20 protein-coding genes are annotated in these 24,269 nt (G+C 58.5%); 18 read left to right on the plus strand and 2 right to left on the minus strand.

The features are described from left to right. The 14 genes from HMPREF2975_RS04865 to HMPREF2975_RS04930 all read left to right on the plus strand — a co-directional run bounded on the left by HMPREF2975_RS04865 (position 1) and on the right by HMPREF2975_RS04930 (position 17,793). Positions 1–285, plus strand: a complete 285-nt coding sequence (locus tag HMPREF2975_RS04865) for an N-6 DNA methylase (protein ID WP_227469241.1) — start codon at positions 1–3, stop codon at positions 283–285. Further along, positions 275–1,327, plus strand: coding sequence for a hypothetical protein (locus HMPREF2975_RS04870; protein WP_227469244.1), 1,053 nt, complete (start codon positions 275–277; stop codon positions 1,325–1,327). Before HMPREF2975_RS04865 ends, HMPREF2975_RS04870 begins: the two co-directional genes overlap by 11 nt. A 39-nt stretch (positions 1,328–1,366) precedes the next feature. Then, the gene (locus tag HMPREF2975_RS04875; RefSeq protein ID WP_070726096.1) at positions 1,367–2,122 is read left to right on the plus strand and encodes a cyclase family protein; all 756 of its coding nucleotides are present in this window, start codon (positions 1,367–1,369) and stop codon (positions 2,120–2,122) included. A 936-nt stretch (positions 2,123–3,058) separates the two neighbouring features. After that, positions 3,059–3,379: a PadR family transcriptional regulator gene (locus HMPREF2975_RS04880; protein WP_070726097.1), complete on the plus strand. Its 321-nt coding sequence runs from the start codon at positions 3,059–3,061 to the stop codon at positions 3,377–3,379. Between the two features lie 9 nt (positions 3,380–3,388). Continuing rightward, positions 3,389–4,441 carry a permease prefix domain 1-containing protein gene (locus tag HMPREF2975_RS04885; RefSeq protein ID WP_070726100.1) on the plus strand — a complete coding sequence of 351 codons (1,053 nt, stop codon included), beginning with the start codon at positions 3,389–3,391 and terminating at the stop codon, positions 4,439–4,441. A gap of 309 nt (positions 4,442–4,750) precedes the next feature. Beyond that, on the plus strand, positions 4,751–5,860 hold the full coding sequence (locus tag HMPREF2975_RS04890; RefSeq protein WP_193599993.1) for a lipid II:glycine glycyltransferase FemX: 1,110 nt from the start codon (positions 4,751–4,753) through the stop codon (positions 5,858–5,860). A gap of 152 nt (positions 5,861–6,012) precedes the next feature. Beyond that, complete coding sequence (locus HMPREF2975_RS04895) at positions 6,013–7,389, plus strand: anaerobic sulfatase maturase (RefSeq protein ID WP_083314424.1); 1,377 nt, start codon at positions 6,013–6,015, stop codon at positions 7,387–7,389. Continuing rightward, positions 7,386–8,267: a sulfite exporter TauE/SafE family protein gene (locus tag HMPREF2975_RS04900; protein ID WP_070726193.1), complete on the plus strand. Its 882-nt coding sequence runs from the start codon at positions 7,386–7,388 to the stop codon at positions 8,265–8,267. The genes HMPREF2975_RS04895 and HMPREF2975_RS04900 overlap by 4 nt, the downstream gene beginning before the upstream one ends. A gap of 250 nt (positions 8,268–8,517) precedes the next feature. After that, the gene (locus HMPREF2975_RS04905) at positions 8,518–9,825 is read left to right on the plus strand and encodes an ABC transporter substrate-binding protein (RefSeq protein WP_227469246.1); all 1,308 of its coding nucleotides are present in this window, start codon (positions 8,518–8,520) and stop codon (positions 9,823–9,825) included. 112 nt (positions 9,826–9,937) lie between these two features. Next, on the plus strand, positions 9,938–11,038 hold the full coding sequence (locus tag HMPREF2975_RS04910; RefSeq protein ID WP_083314412.1) for a carbohydrate ABC transporter permease: 1,101 nt from the start codon (positions 9,938–9,940) through the stop codon (positions 11,036–11,038). Next, entirely contained in the window at positions 11,035–12,108 is a 1,074-nt protein-coding gene (locus HMPREF2975_RS04915; protein ID WP_227469248.1) for a carbohydrate ABC transporter permease, read from the plus strand. Before HMPREF2975_RS04910 ends, HMPREF2975_RS04915 begins: the two co-directional genes overlap by 4 nt. Next, positions 12,105–13,553, plus strand: coding sequence for a GH1 family beta-glucosidase (locus HMPREF2975_RS04920; RefSeq protein WP_070726104.1), 1,449 nt, complete (start codon positions 12,105–12,107; stop codon positions 13,551–13,553). The genes HMPREF2975_RS04915 and HMPREF2975_RS04920 overlap by 4 nt, the downstream gene beginning before the upstream one ends. Positions 13,554–13,563: 10 nt before the next feature. After that, the gene (locus HMPREF2975_RS04925) at positions 13,564–14,583 is read left to right on the plus strand and encodes a LacI family DNA-binding transcriptional regulator (protein ID WP_058237570.1); all 1,020 of its coding nucleotides are present in this window, start codon (positions 13,564–13,566) and stop codon (positions 14,581–14,583) included. Between the two features lie 36 nt (positions 14,584–14,619). Continuing rightward, a complete protein-coding gene (locus HMPREF2975_RS04930) occupies positions 14,620–17,793 on the plus strand; it encodes a DEAD/DEAH box helicase family protein (RefSeq protein ID WP_070726106.1) in 3,174 nt (1,057 codons plus the stop codon). 2 nt (positions 17,794–17,795) lie between these two features. Here the strand turns inward: HMPREF2975_RS04930 and HMPREF2975_RS04935 are convergent, their stop codons facing one another. Then, positions 17,796–18,509 carry a response regulator gene (locus tag HMPREF2975_RS04935; RefSeq protein WP_070726107.1) on the minus strand — a complete coding sequence of 238 codons (714 nt, stop codon included), beginning with the start codon at positions 18,507–18,509 and terminating at the stop codon, positions 17,796–17,798. After that, positions 18,506–19,843, minus strand: a complete 1,338-nt coding sequence (locus HMPREF2975_RS04940) for a sensor histidine kinase (protein WP_070726109.1) — start codon at positions 19,841–19,843, stop codon at positions 18,506–18,508. Before HMPREF2975_RS04940 ends, HMPREF2975_RS04935 begins: the two co-directional genes overlap by 4 nt. A gap of 115 nt (positions 19,844–19,958) precedes the next feature. Between HMPREF2975_RS04940 and HMPREF2975_RS04945 the strand changes: the two genes are divergently transcribed. The 4 genes from HMPREF2975_RS04945 to HMPREF2975_RS04960 all read left to right on the plus strand — a co-directional run bounded on the left by HMPREF2975_RS04945 (position 19,959) and on the right by HMPREF2975_RS04960 (position 24,256). After that, positions 19,959–20,876, plus strand: a complete 918-nt coding sequence (locus HMPREF2975_RS04945; protein WP_227469250.1) for an ABC transporter ATP-binding protein — start codon at positions 19,959–19,961, stop codon at positions 20,874–20,876. Then, entirely contained in the window at positions 20,873–21,946 is a 1,074-nt protein-coding gene (locus HMPREF2975_RS04950; protein WP_070726113.1) for an ABC transporter permease, read from the plus strand. The genes HMPREF2975_RS04945 and HMPREF2975_RS04950 overlap by 4 nt, the downstream gene beginning before the upstream one ends. Before the next feature lie 116 nt (positions 21,947–22,062). Further along, positions 22,063–22,602, plus strand: coding sequence for a menaquinone-dependent protoporphyrinogen IX dehydrogenase (hemG, locus tag HMPREF2975_RS04955; RefSeq protein WP_070726115.1), 540 nt, complete (start codon positions 22,063–22,065; stop codon positions 22,600–22,602). Between the two features lie 220 nt (positions 22,603–22,822). After that, the gene (locus HMPREF2975_RS04960; protein WP_083314413.1) at positions 22,823–24,256 is read left to right on the plus strand and encodes an MFS transporter; all 1,434 of its coding nucleotides are present in this window, start codon (positions 22,823–22,825) and stop codon (positions 24,254–24,256) included. Positions 24,257–24,269 lie beyond the last annotated feature (13 nt).

Raw genomic sequence — 24,269 nt, forward strand, 5'->3', positions numbered from 1 at the left:
ATGGGTGAGAAGGAAATATTCGTCAAGTCCAAAGAACGTGTGACCGAGCACGGCGAAGTATTCACTCCGCCGCATATTGTTGATACAATGTTGGATCTGGTCAAGGGGGAGTCTGAACGTATTGACTCGCGGTTTCTCGAATCAGCCTGTGGTGAAGGCAACTTTCTGAAGCAAGTGCTTAGGCGTAAGCTGTCGACGGTTCAGCAAAAGTACGGAAAGAACGAATTTGAGCGGCGTCACTATGCTTTGCTGGCATTCTTATCACGTTCTCATAGTGGCAGGTAAAGGTGCAGGTGTTGGCATAGAAGCTCTTCCACCGGTACGTCGCGCAATAGGAGATGGAATCGAGACAAAAACGATCACGCTTTCTTGTGGAAAGCTGACCACCGGTGTCACGGTGAAGCAGTGGTCATCGATCTTGATGTTGCGTAACCTCGCCAGTCCAGAGACTTATTTCCAGGCAGCGTTTCGTGTGCAGTCTCCGTGGTCCATTAAGAACCCAAATGGCGACAATCCCTCAAAGGAGGAAGTCCTCAAGCCTGTTGCTTTCGTCTTCGATTTCGCACCGACTCGAGCTCTTCGGCAGGTAGCAGACTATGGTGCTGGGCTCAATCCGCAGATGTCGAACCCGGAGAATGCCGTTGCTGAGTTGGTGAGTTTCCTTCCAGTGCTCGCTTATGACGGGGCGAATATGACGCAAATAGATGCCGGAAGCATCCTTGACATCGCAATGTCAGGCACGTCAGCAACCTTATTGGCGCGCAAGTGGGAGTCTGCGATTCTGGTGAACGTAGACAACGCTACGTTGCGCAAGATTATGAACAACGAAGCCGCAATGGAAGCCATTATGAACATCGAGGGCTTCCGCTCGCTTGGGTCAGACGTCTTCGAAACGGTCGTTAACAAGAGCGAGTCAGTGTCGAAAACCAAGAAGCAAAAAGGCGACACTCTTTCAGGAGACAAAAGAAAGGAACTTACAGCAGAGGAAAAGGAATACAAGTCCAAGCGCAAGCAGATTCAAGAGAAGCTCATCAAGTTCGCTACGCGCATTCCGGCATTTATGTACCTGACAGACTTCCGGGAAAATACGTTGCAAGACGTAATCACAAAAATAGAGCCTGACTTGTTCAAGACAGTAACTGGTTTGACAGTTGATGATTTTCATCTCCTCGTAGACTTGGGGGTATTCAACTCGATCCACATGAATCAGGCCGTTTTCGCGTTTCGTCGTTATGAGGACGCATCGCTTAGCTACACAGGCATCCGCTCGCACAAAGAGCTCAGAGATGTGGGCCTCTTCGACACAGTCATCACTCTTGAGGACTGAAATATCGCGGCGTGGACCGACGAAAGTGCGGAGGCGGACATGACACCTCAGATCATTGACCTGGAACAGCAACGCTTCGACGGTATGCCAGTTTTGGGATCCCACCGACCCGGATACTCCTACCATCTGTATCGCCGCCACAAAGACACCCTGCGCGAACAGCCCGGCACACTGCCGCGCTCCAGCGCCTCCGGCGTGATCGTCATGAACGAGCACGCCGGAACACACATCGACGCGCTATGCCACCAGGCAGACGATCTGCACTTCTACGGGTGCTCATCTCGCGCAGACGCCCTCGAAAATTACGACGGATTTTCAGAAGGAGGCGCGGAAAGCATTCCCATCATTGATGCGCCCGGCGTGCTGCTCGACGTGGCCGCGCGATCAGAAAACGGTCGCGTCCCACCCAGAACCCAGGTCACCGCGCAGGACCTCGAAGACTGTGCACGCGACCAACGCACCCACATCGAACCGGGAAGCGTGATCTTTGTTCGACTGGGCAACGACATCAACTGGGATAATGCCGAGCGTTACCTCGACGGCCCCGGCATTCACCCGAGTGCGTCTCAATGGCTGGCGACGTATCGACCAATTGCGGTAGGCACTGATAATGTCGCGTGGGACCTGCCCGGACTGAGCCGATGCCGGCTGGGCGGAAGTATCCTGATGCGTCGCCAGGTCAGATTCGCCAGCGTCAGTGGCCCCAGTGGAACATCCACTGATCAGCGCAATCGATGCACTGATGGTCACCAGAGTCTTCGCCAGGTGGCGCATAAACGCACTCTCACTTTCTAACAGTGAATTAGGAATTGCTTAGTTACGTTAGGCACAACTTTTAATGAAAGCAACATCGATGAGCGTGATCTGCCCTGCACCCCCTGATCCGCCACGCCGGCGCTCGCCTTAAACACTGCGCGTAGCGCACACTGTCCGAACTTTTCGCTCGCCTCCGCAATCCGCCATGCCAGCGCTGACCGTCGGCGCTGATCGTCAAGCAGCCGTCTGCGTGCACAATCTCCTCAATCTAGAGGAGAAAAACGCACAATCCCCTAGATTTAAGGGAAGAAAATGCACGAAGCCCTAGATTTAGGCAGAAAATTGCACAAACCCCTAGATCAACAAGGTCTGTCGCGGGCGTCGCTGAAGCTAATGCCGGCTGACGTGGACACATGGAAAAGAGTGCTGAAAAGGCTCTCTTTTTTCCAGGGCATCGTGCACGAGGTCGCCTTAGATCTAGGGGAATGTGCATGTGGTGGCCTTAGATCTAGGGGAATGTGCACAACGAGGCGTCAAATTTAGGGTTTTGTGCGAGGAAGCGGCGGGACTGGGTTGGAGGTGCGCAAGAGACGGTGAGTGGGGTGAATGAGCCGAGGATTCGGCGCGATGGGAGTGGTGGACGAGGGGAAGTCGCATGATCAACACTGATGCGAGAGGTGTCGATATTGCACGGAATCCGGGCGAGCGAATTCGATTCGATCGACACTGATGCACGAGGTGTCGACGGCTTCGGCCTCTAGGAGGTGCAGCGCGTGATCTTCGGCTCAGTCGCTGCCAACACACGTAAGGCGGAAATCACCGCACCATGAAGTGACCCAAACTACTTGATGTGACGTAGTAGTAGGTGTACAGTGTTTACTACATCAGACGTAGTACTTCACATGGAGTACTTGCTGAGGGGCATACACATCACCACAACAGTGCGGCGACGGCATCACAAAGGGAGGAACCCACATGGTCAGTAGTGAAGTTCTGCGCGGATGCACGGAACTGATGATTCTGCGAGTTCTGCTCGACTCGGACAGCTACGGCTACGAAATATCCAAATCCATCACCGAACTGAGCAACAGTGACTTCGTCATGAAGGAAACGACGTTGTACTCCGCATTCAAGCGCCTTGAAAAAGGCGGATATGTGACCTCGTATCCCGGCACCCGAACCGGCGGAAAACCTCGGACTTACCTCCATATCACCACAGAAGGACGCACCTATTACCATGACAAGTGCTCCGAGTGGAACGACACCAAAACCCTCGTTGATCAATTCATTCGTTGAGGAGTAACCATGAAAGCCATCGAGCAATATCTTGATTACATGTTCGCATCTCTTCCCCACACCCCTGAAACCGCGCAGGCCCGCAGTGAAATGCTCGAGCTGATGGAAGACAAATACGACGAACTCCTGGCGCAGGGACTGCCCGAACACTACGCACTGTCCCAGGTCATCGCTGATTTCGGAGATGTTGATGAGTTGGCAGCAGAAATGGGAGTAGCCGCTCCAACCCAGGCCGCATCACCCCAGTCGGCAGCGGCAAGCCAGGCGGGCGATCCCCAGGTGACAGCACCGACCGAGCGCACAGTCACCCTGGCTGATACACCGATTCAGATCAGTCCTGAACGAGCCGCCGAGTTCATTGAGCATCGACGCAAACGGGCACGCCCCATCGCCTTGGGAGTGGCAGCATTTATCCTGTCTCCAATCGTTTTGGTCTCCGGTAGCATGGCTGCTGACGGACGCGGCGAGAGCGTTGAGATGATCGCTGGCGCCATCGGACTGACAGTGGTGGCAATTCTGGTCTGCCTCGGACTGTACTTCATGCTGAAGAACCCCTACTCAGGTGAGTATGAGGAAATGTCGAAGAAGGTTCTGGCGCCCACCATTGCCGCAACGTATCGAACTGAGCAGCAGAAGAAGGAGTTTAAGCCGACATATTCGCGTGCCGTCGCGATCTCCGTGATCTCCTACATCGTCGGGCTACTGGTTTTGATACTTGGCAGCATACTGTCTGACGTGTTCGGGGACGAGATACTGGCAATCTGCTTTGCTCTCTCCCTGATCATCTTCGCCGTCGCGACCTACAGCATTACTGCAGTTCAGACTGTTATGAACGGCATGAACGTCATCTTGCAGGTTGAAGAGTACGACCTGGCCAAGAAGACCTCACACAGCCCTCTGGGCATGATCAGCGGAGTGTACTGGCTGCTGACCGTTGCGATCTTCCTGGCGGTGTCATTCCTGGGCAGTTGGGAAACCTCGTGGCTGGTGTGGCCGATCGCCGGACTGATTTACGGCGCGATCGTGGTGGCCACGAACTACATGTTCAGCACGGAAAAGTAGAAGCATCGCAATCATCTGAGCTTCACCCCGACGGACGGTCCCTCGAGCGGCCCGATCGACAAGGTGAGGTGTCAAAGGCTGGAGCCTTTGTGGTGTCGGCCTCAAGTGATCGTAGTGAGATCCTCGGGATGATCCAAATGCTACGATGAAGAATGGCAGCTCGTTACTGAACCGTTGTTGTCCGTTCAGGATCTCGAAAGATTCGGCGCAAGATCCTCCTACAGTGACGTTTTTCCAACGAGTATGGCCGGTTGGTGGGATACGGATCATCATCCCTGCTCCGTAGGTCAGACACAGAAGGTGAGCGTCGTGGGTCGCAAAGAAAAAAGTGCGCCCGTTTCGCGCGACCCTTACACTGCAGCGGAAGTATCGGCTGATTCGCATATCCAGACACTGACTGACGAGGAATACGAGGCATTCCTGTCACGTGCGCAGTCATTGGTGCCGATCGAGGCGACAGTGCAATGGGATCGCGTGGACGCACTGCATGAGGGCCGCGACCTTTTTGAGGGGTCCCGTCACCTGTGGACTGATGGGCACTATGAAGCAGTCTTAACCTTGAAGTCGTATGAGACTCATCGTGTACCGTTCGTGTGGTCTCGTGGCGGGCCGGTCTGGAATGAGCGCCCCCCTGCCTCAGTTGAACGACGCATGGTCGATAACCTGGCCGCGTACGTCAAGAAATCACGCAGTGATGCCACGTTCCTCAGAATTGTGGCGAGCCCTCAGGCGCAGTGCCTGCCGTGCAGCGAAGCCGTGGCCTACGACCGTACGGTGATGCTGGACCTTAAGGGCGATGAGGACTCCGATGTGCTCGCTCGCATGAAAAAACGAGGGCGACGCGATGTGCGGAAAGCCCTGCGCGAGATCGATCAGAGTGCCATTCACACCTATACCGCTTTGAGCGCCGAAGAATTCCACCCTCTTGTCGAGATCATGAACAGTCTGGGCAGCGCGGAACACTTCGCCACCTTCACGGGCGATTACTACCATGACTTCCTGACTGCATTGGCACAGGGGGATGCGGCAACACTGATAATCTACGCCCCCGAAGGTCAATCTTCGGCCTGGTTGATGATGACCCATGCGTACGGCCTCGCCACCTACTACTTTGCCGCTGCCACGCCTCAGGCCAAACGCGAACTGGCTCCCGACGCCTTGGTGTGGAAGATGATTCAGGCGGCCCGCGAACGCAAGTGCCACACCCTGGATCTGATGGGAATCGGCTCAGAAGACGCTCCCCAGTTCGCCCACCTCGATACGTTCAAGACGAAATTTGCTGCCGAACCGACACAGGTGTGGACGTACGGGGAAATCCCGATCAACATGCTTCGTTACCGCCTGGTCCTGCGTCTCACCGAACTGCATGATCAGCTGGCGCGCATTCGAACAGTGATGCGGCACGCCCCTCGTCAATAACGAGGGAGCCAACTGTCGGGCAGGGACGCGATCACTGCACGATGTGACGTTGCATAAGACATCCCGCCCGGGCCTTGATGCGGTGGCGCCTGAGCGAAAACCGTGACTACGCTGAATCAAAACGGCTGACGATGAACGGGCAGGAGGTATCCATGACACGCGGATCATCTCCAGCGCCGGATCCCGAACCCGCAGCAGACTCCGTGCCGGCACTGACAACACTGCCGTTTCCACATGTGCGCACCGAGGCCCCTTCCCTCGACGGGACACCTCTGGCACGCGAAAGATTTCCTTTCTCCGTCGTTGCCAAACCCGCTGGTGCGGCGTGCAACCTCGACTGTCAGTACTGCTTCTTCCTGTCGAAGGAACTGCTCTACGACGTGCCGCGCCAACGCATGAGCGAGGACACGCTGGAGCGATACATCGCAGAGTTCCTGGCCGCCAGCGCTGACGGCGAGGTGACGATGCTGTGGCAAGGTGGCGAGCCCACCTTGCGCGGACTCGACTTTTTCAGACGTGCCGTCCAGCTGTGCGAGGATTACCGCCGCCCCTCGCAACGCGTTGTCCACGCGATTCAGACCAACGCCACTCTGATCGACCGCGACTGGGCGCAATTCCTGGCCAAGCACGACGTCCTGGTTGGTGTGTCGATTGACGGGCCTGAGGCGCTGCACGATGCCTACCGACTGAATAAGGGTGGCCGCGGCACACACACGATGGTGATTCGAGGGTGGCGATACCTGCAGGAAGCCGGTGTGCGCTGCAATGTCCTGTGCACCGTTCACCATGCGAACGAACACCACGCCCGCGAAGTGTACGAGTACTTCCGCGATGAGCTGGGCGCTGAGTTTATGCAGTTCATTCCCATCGTGGAGCGCGTCGACCCCGAATATGCTGATCTGGCTGAAAACGGCTGGCGCGGCGAAGGGGAGCGCGCTCCGAGCGTGTTCTACCGTCAGCATGGCTCGGATGTGACATCACGCAGCGTGGACCCTGAGGCGTACGGCCAGTTCCTCTCCACCGTTTTCGACTGCTGGGTTAAGCGCGATGTGGGGCGCGTCTTCGTCCAGGATTTCGATTCAGCCTTGTCTGCGCTTTTCGGTGCCGCGTCGGTGTGCGTGCATGCGCCCGAGTGCGGATTCAATTTCGCCATGGAATTCAACGGCGATGTGTACGCCTGCGACCACTGGGTTGAACCTGACTGGCTTGTGGGAAACGTGGCATCGGACGCGTTTGCTGACCTGGCCCGAACTGACACGATGGGCCGCTTTTCACGCAAGAAACGCCTCGAGCTGACCGGACAGTGCCGGCGTTGCCCGTACCTGCAGCTGTGTTATGGCGGATGCCCGAAGGACCGCTTCGTTCGCTCGGTCGACGGAGAGTACGGGCAGAACTATCTGTGCGCCGGATACGAGCACTTCTACCGACACATCAGCGCTGACCTGGAGCGCATGGCGGGCCTGATTGTCTCGGGCCGGCCCGCCAGCGACATTATGAATGACACGCGAAAGGGAACATGCAGGACATGATGAGCATTGGTGCAGCGTTGGCAGTCGGATTAGCGGTGGGTGTCGTGGTGGGCGCGCTGGGCGCCGGCGGCGGCATCTTGTCCGTCCCGATCCTGGTGTATCTGCTGGGGCAGAGCCCCCATTCTGCCGCCGCGTCGTCGCTGGTCATCGTGGCTCTGACCGCCGTCGTGTCAATCGTTGACCACCAGCGCCACGGACGGGTTCGAATCAAGGAAGGGCTCATTTTCGGAGCCCTGTCGTGCATCGGGTCCCTGGCCGGTTCACGCCTGAGCGTGCTGGTAGACGGCACCATCCTCATGCTCTGTTTTGGCGCATTGTTGCTGTGCGTGGGCACACTCATGATCTGGCGAGTGTTGCGCCGTGCCGGATCGTCATCCGGCGATGCGTCCACAGATGCCCTCGACGATACTCCCGCTGATGGTGCTGATGGCGACGATGCTGACCCTTCCTCCACCCGTATTGACGAGGGTGCCCGCGCGCCTCGTCGTCTTTTCTCACTGGACGGCGTCAACGTCTGGGCACTGATCGCTGCGGCAACACTGACAGGCTTCCTGACTGGCTTTTTCGGTGTCGGCGGCGGGTTCGCGGTTGTTCCGATGCTGGTGCTGGTGCTGAAATTCCCGATCAAGGAAGCGTCAGGCACGTCGCTGTTGATCATGATCATTGCCTCAGCGATGGGACTGCTATCTCGGGTGGGAACTCACGTGAGCGTCGATTGGGTTGTGACACTGTCGTTCGCGGCTGCCTCAATGGTGGGTGGAATCTTCGGCGGAAAATTGACCACTCGAGCCAAAGACAGCACCCTGACACTGACTTTCGGTGGGCTGCTGTTAATCGTCGCCGTAGCGACGCTGGTCTCCACAGCTGTGGCACTGTGAGCAACGGTTGCCGTCAGGCACAAGAAGTACCGACGAAAGCCTGAACACCCGCCTTGTGAGAGGTGTTACTAAATTGTGTCCATTTAACGGTGGCAGCCTACTCACTATGGTGGCATGATGGGAAACATCCTGTTGAGAGCGCTCTCAGCCTGTGAACACAATGAGAGAGCGCTCCCAAAGGTGGCCTTATCAGGGCGCTGGTCCATGCGCATCGGCAATGGACGACACCATCACATACGAAGGAGTAGTTGTGAGATCGAGAAAAATGATGGGCACCATCGGGGTGTTCTCAATTGGCGCACTTGCGTTGGCAGCCTGCTCGTCAGGCGGAGGATCGGAATCTTCAGCATCAGGCGAGGCTGGCGGCGGATCAGACGGCGACATCACGCTGACTGTCGCAACATTCAACGAATTTGGCTACGACAACCTCTTTGACGAATACATGGAGTCACATCCGGGCATCAAGGTCGAGCAGAAGAAAGCGGCCACCTCGAACGAAGCCCACGACAACATGCTCACCCGTCTGGCAGCAGGATCCGGCCTGTCGGACATCGAAGCAATCGAAGTGGACTGGTGGCCCGAACTGAAGCAGTACCCAGATGAATTCGTCGATTTGAGCTCACCTGACGTTGAGGGTCGCTGGCTGGACTGGAAGGCCGAAGCTGCGATGACTGAAGATGGCAAGCTGATGGGATACGGCACGGATGCCGGTCCGGAAGCCATCTGCTACCGCGCAGACATGTTCGAAAAAGCCGGCCTGCCAACTGATCGCAATGAGGTGGCCAAGCTGCTGGAAGGCGACTGGGACAAGTACTTCGAAGTCGGCAAACAGTTCGTCGAGGCAACCGGAATTCCGTGGTTTGACGGTGGAACCGGTACCTACCAGGGTATTTTGAACCAGGTTGAACAGCCCTTCGAAGAGTCTGACAATACCGTGATCCCGCTGGACCAAAACGACACCATCAAGAAGGTGTACGACCAGGTACTGAAGGCGTCGGTCGAGGATAACCTGTCTGCCCACCTGTCACAGTGGTCGGAAGACTGGACCAACGCATTCCAGAATGATGGTTTTGCCACGATGCTGTGCCCGCCGTGGATGCTCGGCGTTGTCGAAGGAAATGCTGAAGGCGTCGAAGGCTGGGACGTGGCTCCTGTCTTCCCCGGTGGCGGTGGCAACTGGGGCGGCTCCTACCTGACTGTTCCTGCGCAGGGCGCACACCCGGAGGAAGCCAGGGAACTCGCAGCATGGCTGACCGCACCCGAACAGCAGATCAAGGCATTTGAGACCAAAGGCAACTTCCCCTCGCAGCTGGAAGCACTGGATTCTCCGGAGCTGACCGAATACACCAACGAGTTCTTCAACAACGCTCCGATCGGGCAGATCTTCTCTGACATGTCGAAGAAGATCACGGTCCAGCCGTACAAGGGACCCAACTTCTTCGCTCTGACCACGCTGGTCACCGACGGCATTACGCGCGTCGATGTCGACAAGACTGATGATGCCCAGGCGTCCTGGGACAAGGTTATTGCTGAATACAACCAGCTTGATCTTCAATAACTCCTCACTGTGAGACTGTGGCGGGCTCAAAATGGGCCCGCCACAGTCCCCAGCTCATCGGATCCATCTTGCACATTCGTGCTTTTCTACCTGAAAGAACACAGGAAAACCCATGTCGAGCGATGCTGCCACTGCGCGCGTTACATGGCGAGATCGTCTCAGTAGATTCGAGTACAAAGCCTCTCCGTACCTGTACATTTCGCCATTCTTTATTGTTTTCTCCGTGACCGGATTGTTCCCCCTGGTCTATACAGCCTGGGTGTCCGTCCATAAATGGCACCTGATCGGTGGGGATAAAGGGTTCAACGGAGTTGAAAACTACGCAGCCGTTCTGGACCATTCAGTCTTCTGGATCGCGCTGCGCAATACATTCTCAATTTTCTTACTGTCCTCAATTCCGCAGATCATCGCCGCGATATTCATTGCCTGGGTGCTCGATGCCAACTTGCGTGCCAAGACATTTTGGCGCATGGGTGTGCTGCTGCCTTACGTTGTGGCGCCTGTGGCCGTGGCCCTGATCTTCTCGAAAGTTTTCGCTGACCAGTCAGGCATGATCAACACGCTGCTGGGCATGGTGGGCATCAGTCCGATCGGCTGGCATGCCAACGCTCTGGCCTCCCATATCGCTATTGCGAATATGGTGAATTTCCGCTGGACGGGGTACAACGCTCTGATTCTTCTGGCCGCCATGCAGGCGATTCCGCGTGAACTGTACGAAGCGGCAACCGTTGACGGGGCAGGCCCGGCCCGCCAGTTCTTTTCGGTGACGATCCCGCAGCTTCGGTCGACCATTATTTTCGTTGTCATCACCTCCACTATCGGCGGCCTGCAGATCTTCGACGAGCCGCGCATGTACGACACGATGGGTGGTGGCGGCGCCGACAACCAGTGGCTGACCCTGACGATGTACCTGTACCAGGTCGGGTGGGGCGCGCAAAAGAGCTTCGGTAAGGCATCTGCCGTGGCATGGCTGCTCTTCCTCATCATCGTTTTCTTCGCGGCGATCAACTTCCTCCTGACCAAGCGAATTTCCTCCTCCGGTCAGAGGGTTTCCCGTGCTGAGAAGCGCGAGGCGCGTCGGCGCGCCGTCGAAGCACAACATCGCTCCGACAAATCGGGTGCGCAGCACGAACTGGTTGCCACCTCGGCCGCACACTCCGATCACCGTTCGGCACATTCAACTTCTGCAGGGAAAGGAGCTGACCTGTCATGAGTACCCTTGAAGGTGCTTACCAGCCGTCGATTGCCATGATTGAGCAGCGATGCGGCAAAAGGGCTGCGCGCGCAGCGGCGCGCGCGAGAGCCAGGCAAGACCGTCGTCGCACCATCAGGGCACGGACTCAGGAAGGAAAGAGCCAGGCTGCCTCGTCAGTTCAATCAACTGCTCATGAGCTCTCCGAACCTGTGCGGAAAAAGCGTGGCCGGCGCGCGGACACACCCGAACATCGTGGTTTCGGCACGACCCAGCGGCCGCGGTGGTACAAGTACGCACTGCTGGTAGTGATCCTGCTGATCTCTGCTTACCCGCTGTACTTCGCGTTTTTGCTCGCTTCGTCCACCGCGCCTGACATTGCCAAGAATCCGATTCCCTCCCTGATTCCGGGCGGGCACCTGATCGAGAATATTCAGCGCGTCCTCAACTCCGACATCAACGTGTGGGGGGCGTTCATCAACTCGGTGATCGTCGCAGTGATCTCGTCCGCCTCTGTGGTGTTCTTCTCGATGCTGGCGGGTTACGCGTTTTCGAAGCTGCGTTTCCGCGGGCGTGAACCGCTGCTGACCTTCATCATCGCGACGATGGCGGTGCCCGCACAGCTGGGCGTTGTCCCGCTGTTCATGGTGATGACAAAACTGGGATGGAGCGGCAAACTCGCCTCCGTCATCGTGCCGGGCATGGTCAGCGCATTCGGCGTGTTCTGGATGACGCAGTACATCCGCGACGCACTGCCCTACGAACTGATCGAGGCAGCCCGCGTGGATGGCGCCTCCATGTTCCGCACGTTCTGGTCAGTGGCGATTCCAGCTGCACGACCCGCCGCGGCGATGCTTGCCCTGTTCACGTTCGTCGGCTCATGGACCAACTTCTTCTGGCCGTTCATCGTTCTGGGCGCGAAAAACCCAACACTGCCCGTTGCACTGCAACTGCTGCAAGCCTCCTACTTCAAGGACTACTCCCTGATCATGGCAGGCGTCGTCGTGGCAACGGCACCACTGATTATTCTGTTCTTCCTGGCCGGACGACACCTCGTCTCGGGCGTCATGCAAGGAGCTGTCAAAGGATGACCACACTCACTTTCCCTGAAGATTTTCGATGGGGCGTCGCCACCGCGGCAGCTCAGGTTGAAGGCGGCGCATACGAGGGCGGGAAAGCTGCGTCCATCTGGGACGTTCACTGCCAAACCCCGGGCGCCATCATCGACGGATCCACTATTGACGTCGCATGCGACCACCTCCACCGCATGAAAGAAGACGTCGCCTTGATGAAAGACCTCGGTGTCGGCACCTACCGATTTTCCGTGTCGTGGGCGCGGGTCATGCCTGACGGGCACACTCTCAACGAAGAAGGCCTGGCGTTCTACAGTGACCTGATCGATGAGCTACGCGCAGCGGGAATCAAGCCGTGGCTCACGCTCTACCACTGGGATCTGCCGCAGGTCCTGCAGGACGAGGGCGGCTGGACAAACCGCCACACCGCCGAACTGTTCGCTGATTACGCAGCCGCCGTATACGACCGTTTTGGCGCCCGCGTGGACGTGTGGACAACGCTGAACGAACCGTGGTGCTCGTCATTCCTCAGCTACGCATGCGGTGAGCATGCACCCGGTCACACCAGCCCTGATGAGGCTGTGGCGGCGGCGCACCACCTGCTGTTGGCGCACGGACTGGCGATACGTGCCATCGACGCCCTCGCCAATGAAAAAGGTGAGGAGCCGACGCGTGGAATTACCTTGAACTTCACTGTCGCACACCCCGCTGACCCGGATAGCGAGGCTGATCGTGATGCCGCCAGACGAATTGACGGGCTACACAACCGTATCTTCCTCGACCCCATTTTCCGCGGCGAATACCCTGCTGACGTGGTCGAAGACATGCGTCTGGAAGCCGACATCATGCAGTATGTACGCCCCGGAGACATGGAGACGATTCATGTGCCGATCGACGTGCTGGGCGTCAACTTCTATAACGGAATGGCAGTGGCCGCACCTGAGGATGGATACAGGAAATCGGTGCCTGCACCGAATGCGCAGGGAGTGCTGCGGTCCAGCCCGGAAGTCGGTTCATCGTCTGTGCGCGTAGTCTCGCGCAACTTGCCGCTGACAGATATGGGATGGGAAGTCGACGCTCACGACCTGTACCTGCTGCTCACCGACCTACATCAGAAATACACCGGGCCGGCAGGAGCTGACCTTGTGGTGACCGAGAACGGTGCCGCCTACCCTGATGCTGCTGATGAGCACGACTACGTTGACGATTCACACGACCGTTTGGTGTACATTCGTGATCATCTGGCAGCTGTTCACCAGGCAATTGACGAGGGCGCCCGCGTGCGCGGCTACCTGGAATGGTCACTGATGGACAATTTCGAATGGGCATTGGGATATTCGAAGCGATTCGGCATCGTGCGCGTCAACTATGACACGCTCGAGCGAGTACCGAAGGCTTCAGCGCTGTGGTACCGCGACGTCATGCGCACCGGAACGCTGAAGATTCCAGACGCCCAGGAATAGAGGATGAGTCATGGGAGTCCCACGCACGGGCGCAGTGCGCCTTGAGGACGTGGCGCGTGCAGCTGGCGTGTCACGTGCAACGGCATCGCGTGTCGTGCGCGGGGATGCCCGTGTGTCACCGCAGAAAGTGCGCGCCGTGCAGCGCGCTGTCAAGGAGCTGAACTATCGGCCTAACCGTGCGGCCCGTTCGCTCGTGACACGGAGAACTGACACGATCGCGCTGATTGTGCCTGAGCCGGATCAACGCATCTTTTCCGACCCGTTCTTTTCTTCGGTTGTGCAGGCGGTTGTCTCCAGCCTGGATGACACGGACGTGCAACTGGTTCTGGCATTTGCAGACAAGGAAGGCCACCACCAGCGCCTGCGACCATTCCTGTACGACGGGCATGTGGACGGTGCGATCGTGACTTCTCATCACCAGATCCCCGGCCAGGTTGAAACCTTCATGCACGCGCCCATTCCAATCGTGTTCATCGGACGACCCGAACAATCCACCTCCTTTGAGTCGTGGGTCGATGTGGATAACAAGCAGGCTGGTCGTATGGCTGCCCGCCGACTGGTCGAGGGTGGATCGCGCAAACCGGCTATTATCACCGGATCAACGGATATGGTGGCAGCGCAGGATCGTCTGGCTGGTTTCTGTGATGAGCTGCGAACTCACGATATCGAGGCACTCGTTGTCAACGGCTCGTTCACTGCTGAATCGGGAGCCCGGGCGGGGTATCAGTTGATAGAGCCGATTCAGCGCGGCGAAGTTGACGCTGTTTTTTCCTCGTCGGACCTGATGACGATGGCCGCAATCAATGTGTGGCGTGACCAGGACATTCGCATACCGGATGATGTTTGCGTGGTGTCGATCGACAACTCGGAAATGGGAGCGAGCTTCACTCCGCCATTGACGTCACTGACGAACCCTGCTGATCAGATGGCTGACGTTGCCACGCGGATGCTGCGTGACCTGATCAACGGCGAACATACGGAAGCTCCTGTCTTGCTGCCCTGTGAGCTGGTGGTCCGCGCATCAGGTTAGAGTGGAGCATGCACAAGCCCGAATCGAGCGCACGTGATGACGACTCAGCTGTGCCTTGTGATGCGCACAGGAACAGGCGTCAGCGCTGTGATACCGATAGCTGTGAAGAGGAGCGAGCGCCCACTGAGCACGTGGCAATTCACGGGAACCCTGCGCACGTACCAACGCGACATTCTTGCCACTTTGACACCAGGCCCGGATCATCCCCTGCATATTGTGGCGCCGCCAGGAGCAGGCAAAACACTGGTCGGCCTGATGCTGGCCATGCGTTCAGGATGGAAAGCCGTTGCACTGGCTCCCACGACAACTATTCGCCATCAATGGGCTCTGACTGCCACGAAGCTGAGCCGGGCGGCCGCCGCCTATGCACCCGTGCCGGACGATGAACCTCAAGCTACAATCAGCGAAGATCCGGAACTGGTCGGCGATTTCACTGCGCTGACATATCAGGCATTGTCCACCGTCCGCAGCACAGATGCTGTTGCTGATTTGGCGCGGGAGCAGTGGATCGACGACCTGGTGGATGCGGGCCGCTCAGTGCAGGCGGCTGACGAATGGTTGAAAGATCTGAAGAGCTCAAATAGCGCGGCTTATCGCTCCGGCATTTCTCGTCGAGCCTCCAAGATCCGCACAACCCTGACAGCGCAGGATCCTAAGCTGGTGGAACGCGTACTGCACCCTCATGCAATTGCTGCAATTGATCGGATAGTTCAGGCTGGCGTGCGCACAGTCATCCTTGATGAATGCCATCATCTGCTTGACCACTGGGCACTGGTTATCGGACTGCTGTTGGCGCGTATTCGTGCCAGTGGCCGCGAACCGATCGTGATCGGTCTGACCGCCACGCTGCCCAGTGTGGACGATGGCCGCGCATTTGACACCTATTCAGGTCTGTTCGGTGACGTCGACTTTGAGGTTCCGACCCCTGCCGTCGTTCGGGAAGGCAACCTTGCACCATACCGGGATCTTGTGTGGTTCACTGAGCCGGCAGATGATGAAATCACATTCCTTACCTCTCATGATCGCCAATTGCGTAGATTTTTGAAGGCAGTTTTTGCAGGGGGTGAAGGACTCGACTTTTTGTTGGAATCAATAGGTTTCATAGGTATAGACGGCGAGCAGCCTACAGGTATAGATGCACAATTGGAGGCCGATTATGCATTCACGGAATCAGCTGCGCAGATTCTGATTCACACCCACGGTGATCACCCTGCAGCACTCACACTGCCCAGACTGATCGGCAACAGACGCCCCAGCATCGACAGCGCCATACGGGTGTGTGCACGCTTCGCGTTGGAGAAGATTCTGCCGGATGCGAGCCGAGCCGATGAATGGCACGCGATGCGCCGCACACTCAAAGACTTTGGATATTACCTGACTGACAGAGGGATCCGTGCGGGTCGGAATCCGGTTGACACCGTCATGGCGCAGTCACACGCCAAGAACGATGCGGCCGTCGATATTGTGCATCACGAGCTGGCAAGCGCGGACGGTCAACACGTTCGGGCAGTTATCGTGTGCGACTTTGCCACTGAAGGGAATCGACGAGGGCGCTCCACCGGCCCCGTTGCCAGCGCGGTGGAATGTTTTGCCCGAGTGTGTGCTGACGCGACAACAGCGGGACTGCACCCGATTTTGCTGACCTCACAGCACCTGCATGTTGCCAGCGCTGACGCGCAGTGGATCATTCCCGCCCTTGAAGAACTCAGCGGTCTGCGCCTGGCAGTTGATAGCGGTGACGAGAACGAGCCGGAACAGGCAGACCACCTGGTGACCAGAGTCAAAGTGGAATCATCCTCCCCTTCTGCGGCAGTGCTTGTCAGAGCGGTATCCACACTGATGGAGCAAGGCACAGTACGTCTGCTGGTCGGCACCCGAGGCTTGCTGGGGGAGGGATGGGACTGCCCGGCCGTCAACACGCTGATTGACCTGACCGCTGTGGCCACATCAGCTGCAACTCAGCAGCTGCGTGGGCGCACACTGCGCTTGGATCCCCAATGGCCAGGAAAGGTGGCGCACAACTGGGGAGTGATCTGTGTGATGCCGCCGCGTATCTCCCTGGATTCTGATGCGGAAATATCGCGTATGAATCGTCGCCACGAACAGTTGTGGGGACTGGATGTCACCCTGCCAACCGGTCATGCCCCGCAGGCCAGCGACTACTTGCAAGTCAGCGACCGCCCGCACCCCGGCAACCAGCCGCAGCCCGCCAACACCCTGCTATCAGGTCAGTTCCCACAGATCGTCACCGGCATCGATCACTCGCTCACGCTCACTGGGCAAGCCAGGTTGCGCGCACTTCTTGAAGGCGACAGGCGTGCCACCATCAACCAGCTCAATGAGCAGACACTGCAGCTCATAGCGTCACGAGCCGCCACCTACGAACAGTGGGGTATCGGCCAGCCCTATTCAGGCGACACCAGCCACGACACGGCAGTGTCGGCCGGAAAGAATCCAACGTTCTATTCGCCGCCCACCCTCTGGACAGCCGTGGCCCTCCTTTCCGGCCTGTGTGCCCTGCTGGCCGGCATCATCTGGCCAATGCTCGTCATGTGGGGCACGCACCCTGTCCGCATCCTGATAGCACTGGCATTCATGGTGGTGCTCCTGGGCATCGCAGGCGCATGGCGGCTCCCCGTTGAAATATGGCGCATGTTACGAGGGCGTTCACACCCCGCCCGCGTCTATGCCGGTGCCACTGTTGCCGTCTCCCGCGGCCTTGTCGCCTCAGAACGCGGCCAGCGCCTTGTCTCACTCGATGAGGTTCAGGTCCGCCCTTACGGCGCGGTCACAGTGGGAACCCAGGCAATGCCCGCCGGCTATGTCGTGTCTTTGCCGGATGTGCCCGATGCGAGTGCACGCACCATCATCGATGCAGTCAGTGAAGTCTTCGCTCCCATTGAGACACCGCGGTTTCTGCTGCGCGTGACCTTTCAGGGAGATTCGCAGCGCCCGTCGACGCTGCTGTTGCGCATGGTCAGCTGGATCGCGCAACGGATCTCACCCTCGGCACTGTACGTGCAGGTTCCCAAGGAGGTGGGAAGGCGAAAAGCCGGAGCCAAAGAATTCGCGCGCGCCTGGGCCGAACTGATTGGACCATGCCAGCTTGTGGAGGTATCGGGCGTCGAGGCGATGAGGCCGCTGGCGCAGGCTCGCCTGGCCAGCCGCAACAATCAGACGTATTCACGGGTACGCACCGTGTGGGCCTGACGTCAGCTGCGCGGTCTGATGCCGTGCGCATGTGCCCACACCACCAGTTGAATACGATCACGAGCGTGCACCTTGCGCAGCAAACTCGACACGTGAGTTTTCACCGTGGATTCACTGACAAAAAGAGCCTCGCTGATTTCCGCGTTGGTGTGACCGGCTGCCAGAAGTTCGAGTACCTCGCGCTCGCGGTCGGTCACATTGGCGGCTTTCAGAGCCTGGCGTGGATCCAAAGCGTGGCCCGCATCCATTTCAGAGCCACGAGTACCACTTTCGCCACGAGCACCTTCGCTCCGCTGACGCATCGCGTTCATGACAATGCGCGTCACGTCATCATCCAGTATCGCCTTGCCTTCAGCGACGCGCCGAATCGCGTCGAGAAGTTCCTCAGGCCTGCACGTTTTCAGCAAAAACCCGCTGATGCCGGCAGAAACAGCATCAACAACGTAGTAATCATCTCCAAACGTTGTCAGCATGATGATCTCCGGCCCGCTATCTGCACATTCGTCCACAATCTCGCGCGCCGCGCTGAGCCCATCTTTCACGGGCATCTCAATATCCATGCAGATCACATCCGGCCTCGCACTGCGTGCAATGTCGAGTGCCTCCAGTCCGTTCGCACCTTCAGCGACAACCTCCATATCGTCAGCAGTGTTGACAATGATGCGCAGCCCGGAACGCACCAACGCCTGATCATCAACGAGGGCGACTCGAATCATGCCATCTCCTGCCTGGCGACTGTGCTGGGATCACGATCACCGGTCGATTTCATCAGGGGGACATGTGCGCGCACGACGAACCCGCTGTATTGACCGGGATGCGCTTCGACAGTACCCCCGACCGCACCGATACGTTCACGCATACCACGCAACCCCATTCCCGTTGACGTGCTCGCCGAATGCGCGGGCCGCCCTCGTCGATCGGCAATCATTGCCCTGGACGTGTCAACCACTTCAACCTCCACCGCATCTGAGGCGAACCGGACGATGACCTGGACGCGGCTGCGTTTCGGCGCGTGTTTACGCACGTTCGTCAGCGCCTCCTGAGCCACGCGGTATAGAGCGACGTCGACCAACATCGGCACCGGACGCGGCTCACCCACCACAACTGTGGTTACATCCATACCGATGTGCGCGGCCTCTTCTACAAGGGAAGGGATCTGTGCGATGCCGACGGTCGGCCCGTCTTCACCATTGCTCGGGTCACGTAACGTGTGCACGAGGCGGCGCAGCTCTGTGACCACGGCGGACGTGCCTTCCTCGATGTGCTCCAGGGCGGGGCCGATCTTCGAAGGATCCGATGTCAGGTTCAACCGGGCAGCGCCGGCATGGATGCCGATGACAGAGATGTGGTGAGCCACCACGTCGTGCAGTTCGCGCGCAATAGCCAGTCGTTCCAGCACGACAGCCTGGGTAGCGGTGGTGCGACGTTCCCGTTCCAACTCTCCGCCTTGCGCTTCGAGGCGTGCCCGCGTGCGTGCCCACTGCCAGGAGGCTTCACCGACTGCGCAGGCAAGTGTCAAGTTCAACAGGTTTGTCATGACGGTGATGAGAATGACCGTGGCATAGGCAGAAAAGACGCCGGCGCGGGAGATACCGGGGAAAAGTTCGACATTGGAGGAGGCGAGGATGAGCCACACGACGCACCAGATCACGATCGCCGCGGTGCAGACCAGCCGCATCACCAATGCGCGCACGCGTTGGCGACCCCACGCGCCCACCGTGTACAGAGCGATCGACAGGCACAGGGAGGTGACCAATTGTTCGGGCACGCCAAAATGCGCATTGACCAGGAACGCCGCCGTGATAATGAGGGCCACGGTGCAGGGAATGCGTCGGCGCAGCGCGGAAGCTGTAAACGTGATCGCCAGGGAGGCGAGCGTCAGCCACATGGGGGCAACTTCCGTGAATATGCCCGAACGCAAGTAGAGTGGAACCGTCAGAGCTGACCATGCGGCCAGCACGCAGGCCAACACAATGTCACGCCTGAGCCCCTGTTCAGTGGGACGCGGCCTGACCCATGTGGAGTTCAACTCGACAATCGGACCCGTCATGAATCCAGCATAAAGTCATGATCCTGCGGGCGCGGGGTCAGGGAGGTGGCGGGAAGCGAAAATCAGTCGCACGACCGATAGGAATCATCCGCCAGACGGATGCGGATCGGCTCAGGTGGCACGTAGCGTAAGCACCATGCTGGAAGTTCGAAATCTTAACCGGTCATTTTCCGGCCACCAGGTCCTCCACGATCTGTCCATGACTGTTGCCGATGGGCGCATGACGGGTTTCGTTGGCGGAAACGGCGCCGGGAAAACAACGACGATGCGTATCATCATGGGCGTCCTGGAAGCTGACTCGGGTGAAGTCCTGATCGATTCACACACGACGAGCACCGCTCAGCGCGCGCAATTCGGATACATGCCAGAAGAACGCGGCCTGTACGCGAAAATGCCGCTGCGCGAACAACTCATCTACCTCGCGCGTCTGCACGGCGTGTCCGCGCACGACGCATCCACGTCCACTGATGAGCTGCTTGATGAACTCGGCTTATCGGAACGCGCTGCGGAACCGGTGGAAAACCTGTCGCTTGGCAATCAACAACGCGCCCAGGTCGCGGCGGCGATTGTGCACCACCCGACAGCGCTGATCCTCGATGAACCCTTTTCCGGTCTGGATCCTTTCGCGGTGGATGTGGTGCTCGGCGTCCTGCAACGCATATCGGACACAGGTATTCCGGTGCTTTTCTCTTCTCACCAGCTCGACGTGGTCGAGCGCCTATGTGAGGACCTCGTCATCATCAGCGACGGTCACATCGTGGCCGCGGGAGAGAGGGAAGAGCTGCGCGAACAGTACTCGGACCGCTCGTTCGAAATCGAAGTCAGCGGTGACTGCGGGTGGATTCGTGACATGCCCGGAATCGAAGTCAGCGCCCTGGAAGGCGGATTTGCACGCTTTTCAGCACCCGACGAGCAGGCAGAACAACGCGTCGTCGAGCAGGCTCTGCACCGTCGCGACGTAGCGGGTCAGCTCTTGCACTTCGGCCCCATCGTCCCCTCACTGGCACAAATCTTCAAAGAGGTCATCGAATGAACTGGTTCCAGCAAGTCGTGCTGATTACCGCACGCGAGGCAAAAACACGATTCACGTCCAAAGCTTTCATCGTCATGGTGTCGATCGTGGGTCTTGGCGTCCTGGCGGGCACCATCATCCCCGGGCTGCTCGGCGGCGATGATGAGGTGCCTTCGGTCGCCACTGTCGGACCCTCCGTTACGCAGATGGCCACGAGCGTGGGGCTGGATGCCACCGAAGTTGCTGACAGGTCCGGCGGTGAAGAACTCCTGCGCGACGGCAGCGTCGAAGCCGTCATTGACGAGGGTGACTCACCCGTTGGCCTGACAGTGGTGGCACTGGAAAAAGAACCGGCCAACGTGATCAATGTATTGGCGGCCTACCCAAAGGTTGAACTTCTGGATCCACCACAAGTGGACAGCATGATGGCGTTCATGATCTCGCTCATCTTTGCGGCCCTGTTCATGCTCAGTGCGGTCACATTCTGCAGTTACGTGGCGCAAGGCGTCGTGGAGGAAAAGTCGAGCCGCATTGTGGAGATTCTGCTGGCCACGACGGGTGCGCGCGCACTGATGTGCGGCAAGATCGCAGGTAACACGATCGTGGCGTTCACTTGTATCGGTGTGGCTGCAATTCTGGCGACGACGGGTCTGCTGGTGACGGGGCAGGATTTGCTGCTCGGTGAGCTGGGATCGGCTCTGATCTGGTTCGTGATTCTGTTCCTGTTGGGCTTCATCGTGTTGGCTGCGCTCTATGCCGGTGCTGCTTCACTGGTGTCACGCCAGGAAGACGTCGCAGGAGTGACCGGGCCACTCATGATGCTCATCATGATTCCGTACGTTCTGGTCATCCTCTACTTTGACAACACCACGGTCATGGCCGTCATGAGCTATGTGCCATTCAGTGCTCCGATTGCGATGCCGATACGCCTGTACATGGGAACGGCACAGTGGTGGGAGCCGTTCATCAGCACGGCGATCCTGATCGTCACCACGGTGGCGTTGGTGTGGTTGAGCTCGATCGTGTACGAGCGTGCGGTGATGCGCATCGGCAAGCGCGTTGCACTCAAGGACGCGATCAAAACGGTGTGAGCAGCGGGAACTGTGCGCGCAGCACGCTCTTTGCCACAGTCTGTCATATTACGAGCCGCAAAACCGCACTATGATGTGGATCCGTACCTGACATGTGACGGACAGGAACTGGGTTTATGGACATCGCGGTGCTCTGCTCAAGCCGATTTGGACATACACGCCGCATCTGTGGGCGCGTCGCTGACATTCTGCGCCAGGACGGGAACGATGCTCGCGTCCTGGACATCACGGGACGCGAACGCATCGAGCCTGCACCGGGTCGGGCAGTCATCGTCGGAGCCTCCACCAGGTACGGTTATTTTTCCCCACGAGTGTGGCGCTTTGCCCGCACCAACGCTGCAGCACTGGCTCACATCCCCAGTGCTTTTTTCGGAGTGAACCTCGTGGCCGCGAATGATGGCAAAAACACCCCCGAAACAAACGTGTACATGCGTCGCTTCTTCGAACACACCCCATGGAAACCGGACATGATTGACGTATTTGCCGGTGACCTCGATTTTTCGCTCTACAACCCGTTCGATGCCGCGGTAATCAAGATGATCCGCCGTTTCATGGGACGCGACATTGACTTCACCCAGCGTGTCGAATTCACCAACTGGGATGACGTGGCCATATTCGCCCACGACTTTTCCGCACTGGCCGCTCACGGGAAGTAAACTATCGCTGATCCGGTTGCTGGATCGCACGATATCCCCATGAATACCCCGGATCTGCCGATGCTGCGCGGCCACTGAAAGTTCGATGTGTATGCGTGGAGAATCACGGTGCGACAACCTGCTCGATGGTGGAGAATGGTGCACTGAGAGGGCATGCTGACTATGCAGCCCTCATCAATCCCTTCACACAGTAGTTCAGCTCGATTTTTGCGGAGAACACGTGAGCGCGCAGAATGTGACCCCTGCACCCGAGACTTCCAAATGCGCCGCCGATGCGTCACACTCTTCCAGCTCGCCGGCAGATGAGTGGCCATCACGCGGTGTGAAGGTCTACCGCTCCCTGCTGAGCATTCCGCGCACCCCTCGTTTCGCATTCGGCGGCACAATCGCACAGTTCCCGTTTCCCCTGGTCGGAATGGGCATGCTCATTGGCGTTCAGCACGCCTACGGTTCTTATGGTCTGGCGGGTGCTCTGTCAGCGGTCGTGGCGCTCACCTCGGCCGTTGCCGGCCCGATCATTGGGCGTCTGGTTGACAACCACGGCCAGCGCCGCGTTTCCATTCCCATCATCACGATCTGGGTTCTGGCCGACATCGCCGTCATGGTGGCCCTGGCGCTGCGCGCCCCGATCTGGGTGCTCTTTGCTCTCAGCCCCCTGCTCGGCCTGTACGCACCGTTCGGCTCCATGCTGCGAGCACGGTGGGCAGTCGCCCTGCGCGGACGCCCACAGGGTCTCAACTCTGCCCTGTCACTGACGTCCACCCTCGAAGAATGCATGTGGGTGATTGGTAATCCGCTGGCAGCCTTCCTTGCCACCTCCATTTCGCCGCTCGTGTCCCTTGGCCTGGCCGCCGTCCTCATGAGCGTGGGCATGTGGATCATGCTGGCAGATTCGACCTACGAACCGGCCCCGCAGTACGCGACCCGCCACCGATCCATCGCGCGCCAGGTCTCGCGAATACTGCACCGTCATGGCGACGTGCAGGACTCCCTCGTCACTTCACCCACCACGGACGAGGGCGACTTGCCCACCGAAACCCCGCAGCCACAACCGGCGGCGCGCCAGGGCCTGTGGTCGGTTGCGTTCGCATCGATGCTGATCATTCAGCTGGCCTACGGCGCGTTCCTGTCGATCACGACACTGTCGGTCGTGGCGTTCAGTGGCGAGCAGGGCCACCAGGAACTGTCCGGCGTGATCACCGCCTGTTTTTCAGCTGCATCCATGATCGCAGCCCTCACGTACGGTGCGATCGACTGGAAGGGTGAGCTGTGGAAACGTTTCTACATCGGGCTGATTGCGCTGGCCGTAGGCTGTTCGATGCTGGTATTCGTGCACTCCATGTGGGGTGCCGCGATCGTCATGTTCATCGCCGGGCTGGCACAGGCGCCGACAGTGGTGAACGTGAATCAAATGATTGTGCGTATGGTGCCGTCCTACCGGTTTACCGAAGGCATGGCGCTGTGCGGAACGATGTGGGTGGTCGGTCAGTCTGTCAGCTCACTGATCGGTGGTCACCTGATCGATGCGTTCGGCGCCATCGGAGGTTTCCTGACGACGGTCGGCTGCGCCCTGGCAGCACTGATCTGCGCATTCGCGACATTTTTGCCGATTAAGCGCGCCGTAAGCGGGGAGACGCCCGCGAACTACTTCTAAGAACGAGCTGCTG

The organism is Actinomyces sp. HMSC065F12 (genome assembly GCF_001814535.1).
Classification (GTDB): Bacteria; Actinomycetota; Actinomycetes; order Actinomycetales; family Actinomycetaceae; genus Pauljensenia; species Pauljensenia radingae_A.

Coding starts and splice junctions, on each gene's coding strand:
- HMPREF2975_RS04865 (WP_227469241.1), top strand. CDS start 1: ATGGGTGAGAAGGAAATATTCGTCAAGTCCAAAGAACGTGTGACCGAG.
- HMPREF2975_RS04875 (WP_070726096.1), top strand. CDS start 1,367: ATGACACCTCAGATCATTGACCTGGAACAGCAACGCTTCGACGGTATG.
- HMPREF2975_RS04880 (WP_070726097.1), top strand. CDS start 3,059: ATGGTCAGTAGTGAAGTTCTGCGCGGATGCACGGAACTGATGATTCTG.
- HMPREF2975_RS04885 (WP_070726100.1), top strand. CDS start 3,389: ATGAAAGCCATCGAGCAATATCTTGATTACATGTTCGCATCTCTTCCC.
- HMPREF2975_RS04895 (WP_083314424.1), top strand. CDS start 6,013: ATGACACGCGGATCATCTCCAGCGCCGGATCCCGAACCCGCAGCAGAC.
- HMPREF2975_RS04900 (WP_070726193.1), top strand. CDS start 7,386: ATGATGAGCATTGGTGCAGCGTTGGCAGTCGGATTAGCGGTGGGTGTC.
- HMPREF2975_RS04910 (WP_083314412.1), top strand. CDS start 9,938: ATGTCGAGCGATGCTGCCACTGCGCGCGTTACATGGCGAGATCGTCTC.
- HMPREF2975_RS04915 (WP_227469248.1), top strand. CDS start 11,035: ATGAGTACCCTTGAAGGTGCTTACCAGCCGTCGATTGCCATGATTGAG.
- HMPREF2975_RS04920 (WP_070726104.1), top strand. CDS start 12,105: ATGACCACACTCACTTTCCCTGAAGATTTTCGATGGGGCGTCGCCACC.
- HMPREF2975_RS04925 (WP_058237570.1), top strand. CDS start 13,564: ATGGGAGTCCCACGCACGGGCGCAGTGCGCCTTGAGGACGTGGCGCGT.
- HMPREF2975_RS04930 (WP_070726106.1), top strand. CDS start 14,620: ATGACGACTCAGCTGTGCCTTGTGATGCGCACAGGAACAGGCGTCAGC.
- HMPREF2975_RS04935 (WP_070726107.1), bottom strand. CDS start 18,509: ATGATTCGAGTCGCCCTCGTTGATGATCAGGCGTTGGTGCGTTCCGGG.
- HMPREF2975_RS04940 (WP_070726109.1), bottom strand. CDS start 19,843: ATGACGGGTCCGATTGTCGAGTTGAACTCCACATGGGTCAGGCCGCGT.
- HMPREF2975_RS04950 (WP_070726113.1), top strand. CDS start 20,873: ATGAACTGGTTCCAGCAAGTCGTGCTGATTACCGCACGCGAGGCAAAA.
- hemG (WP_070726115.1), top strand. CDS start 22,063: ATGGACATCGCGGTGCTCTGCTCAAGCCGATTTGGACATACACGCCGC.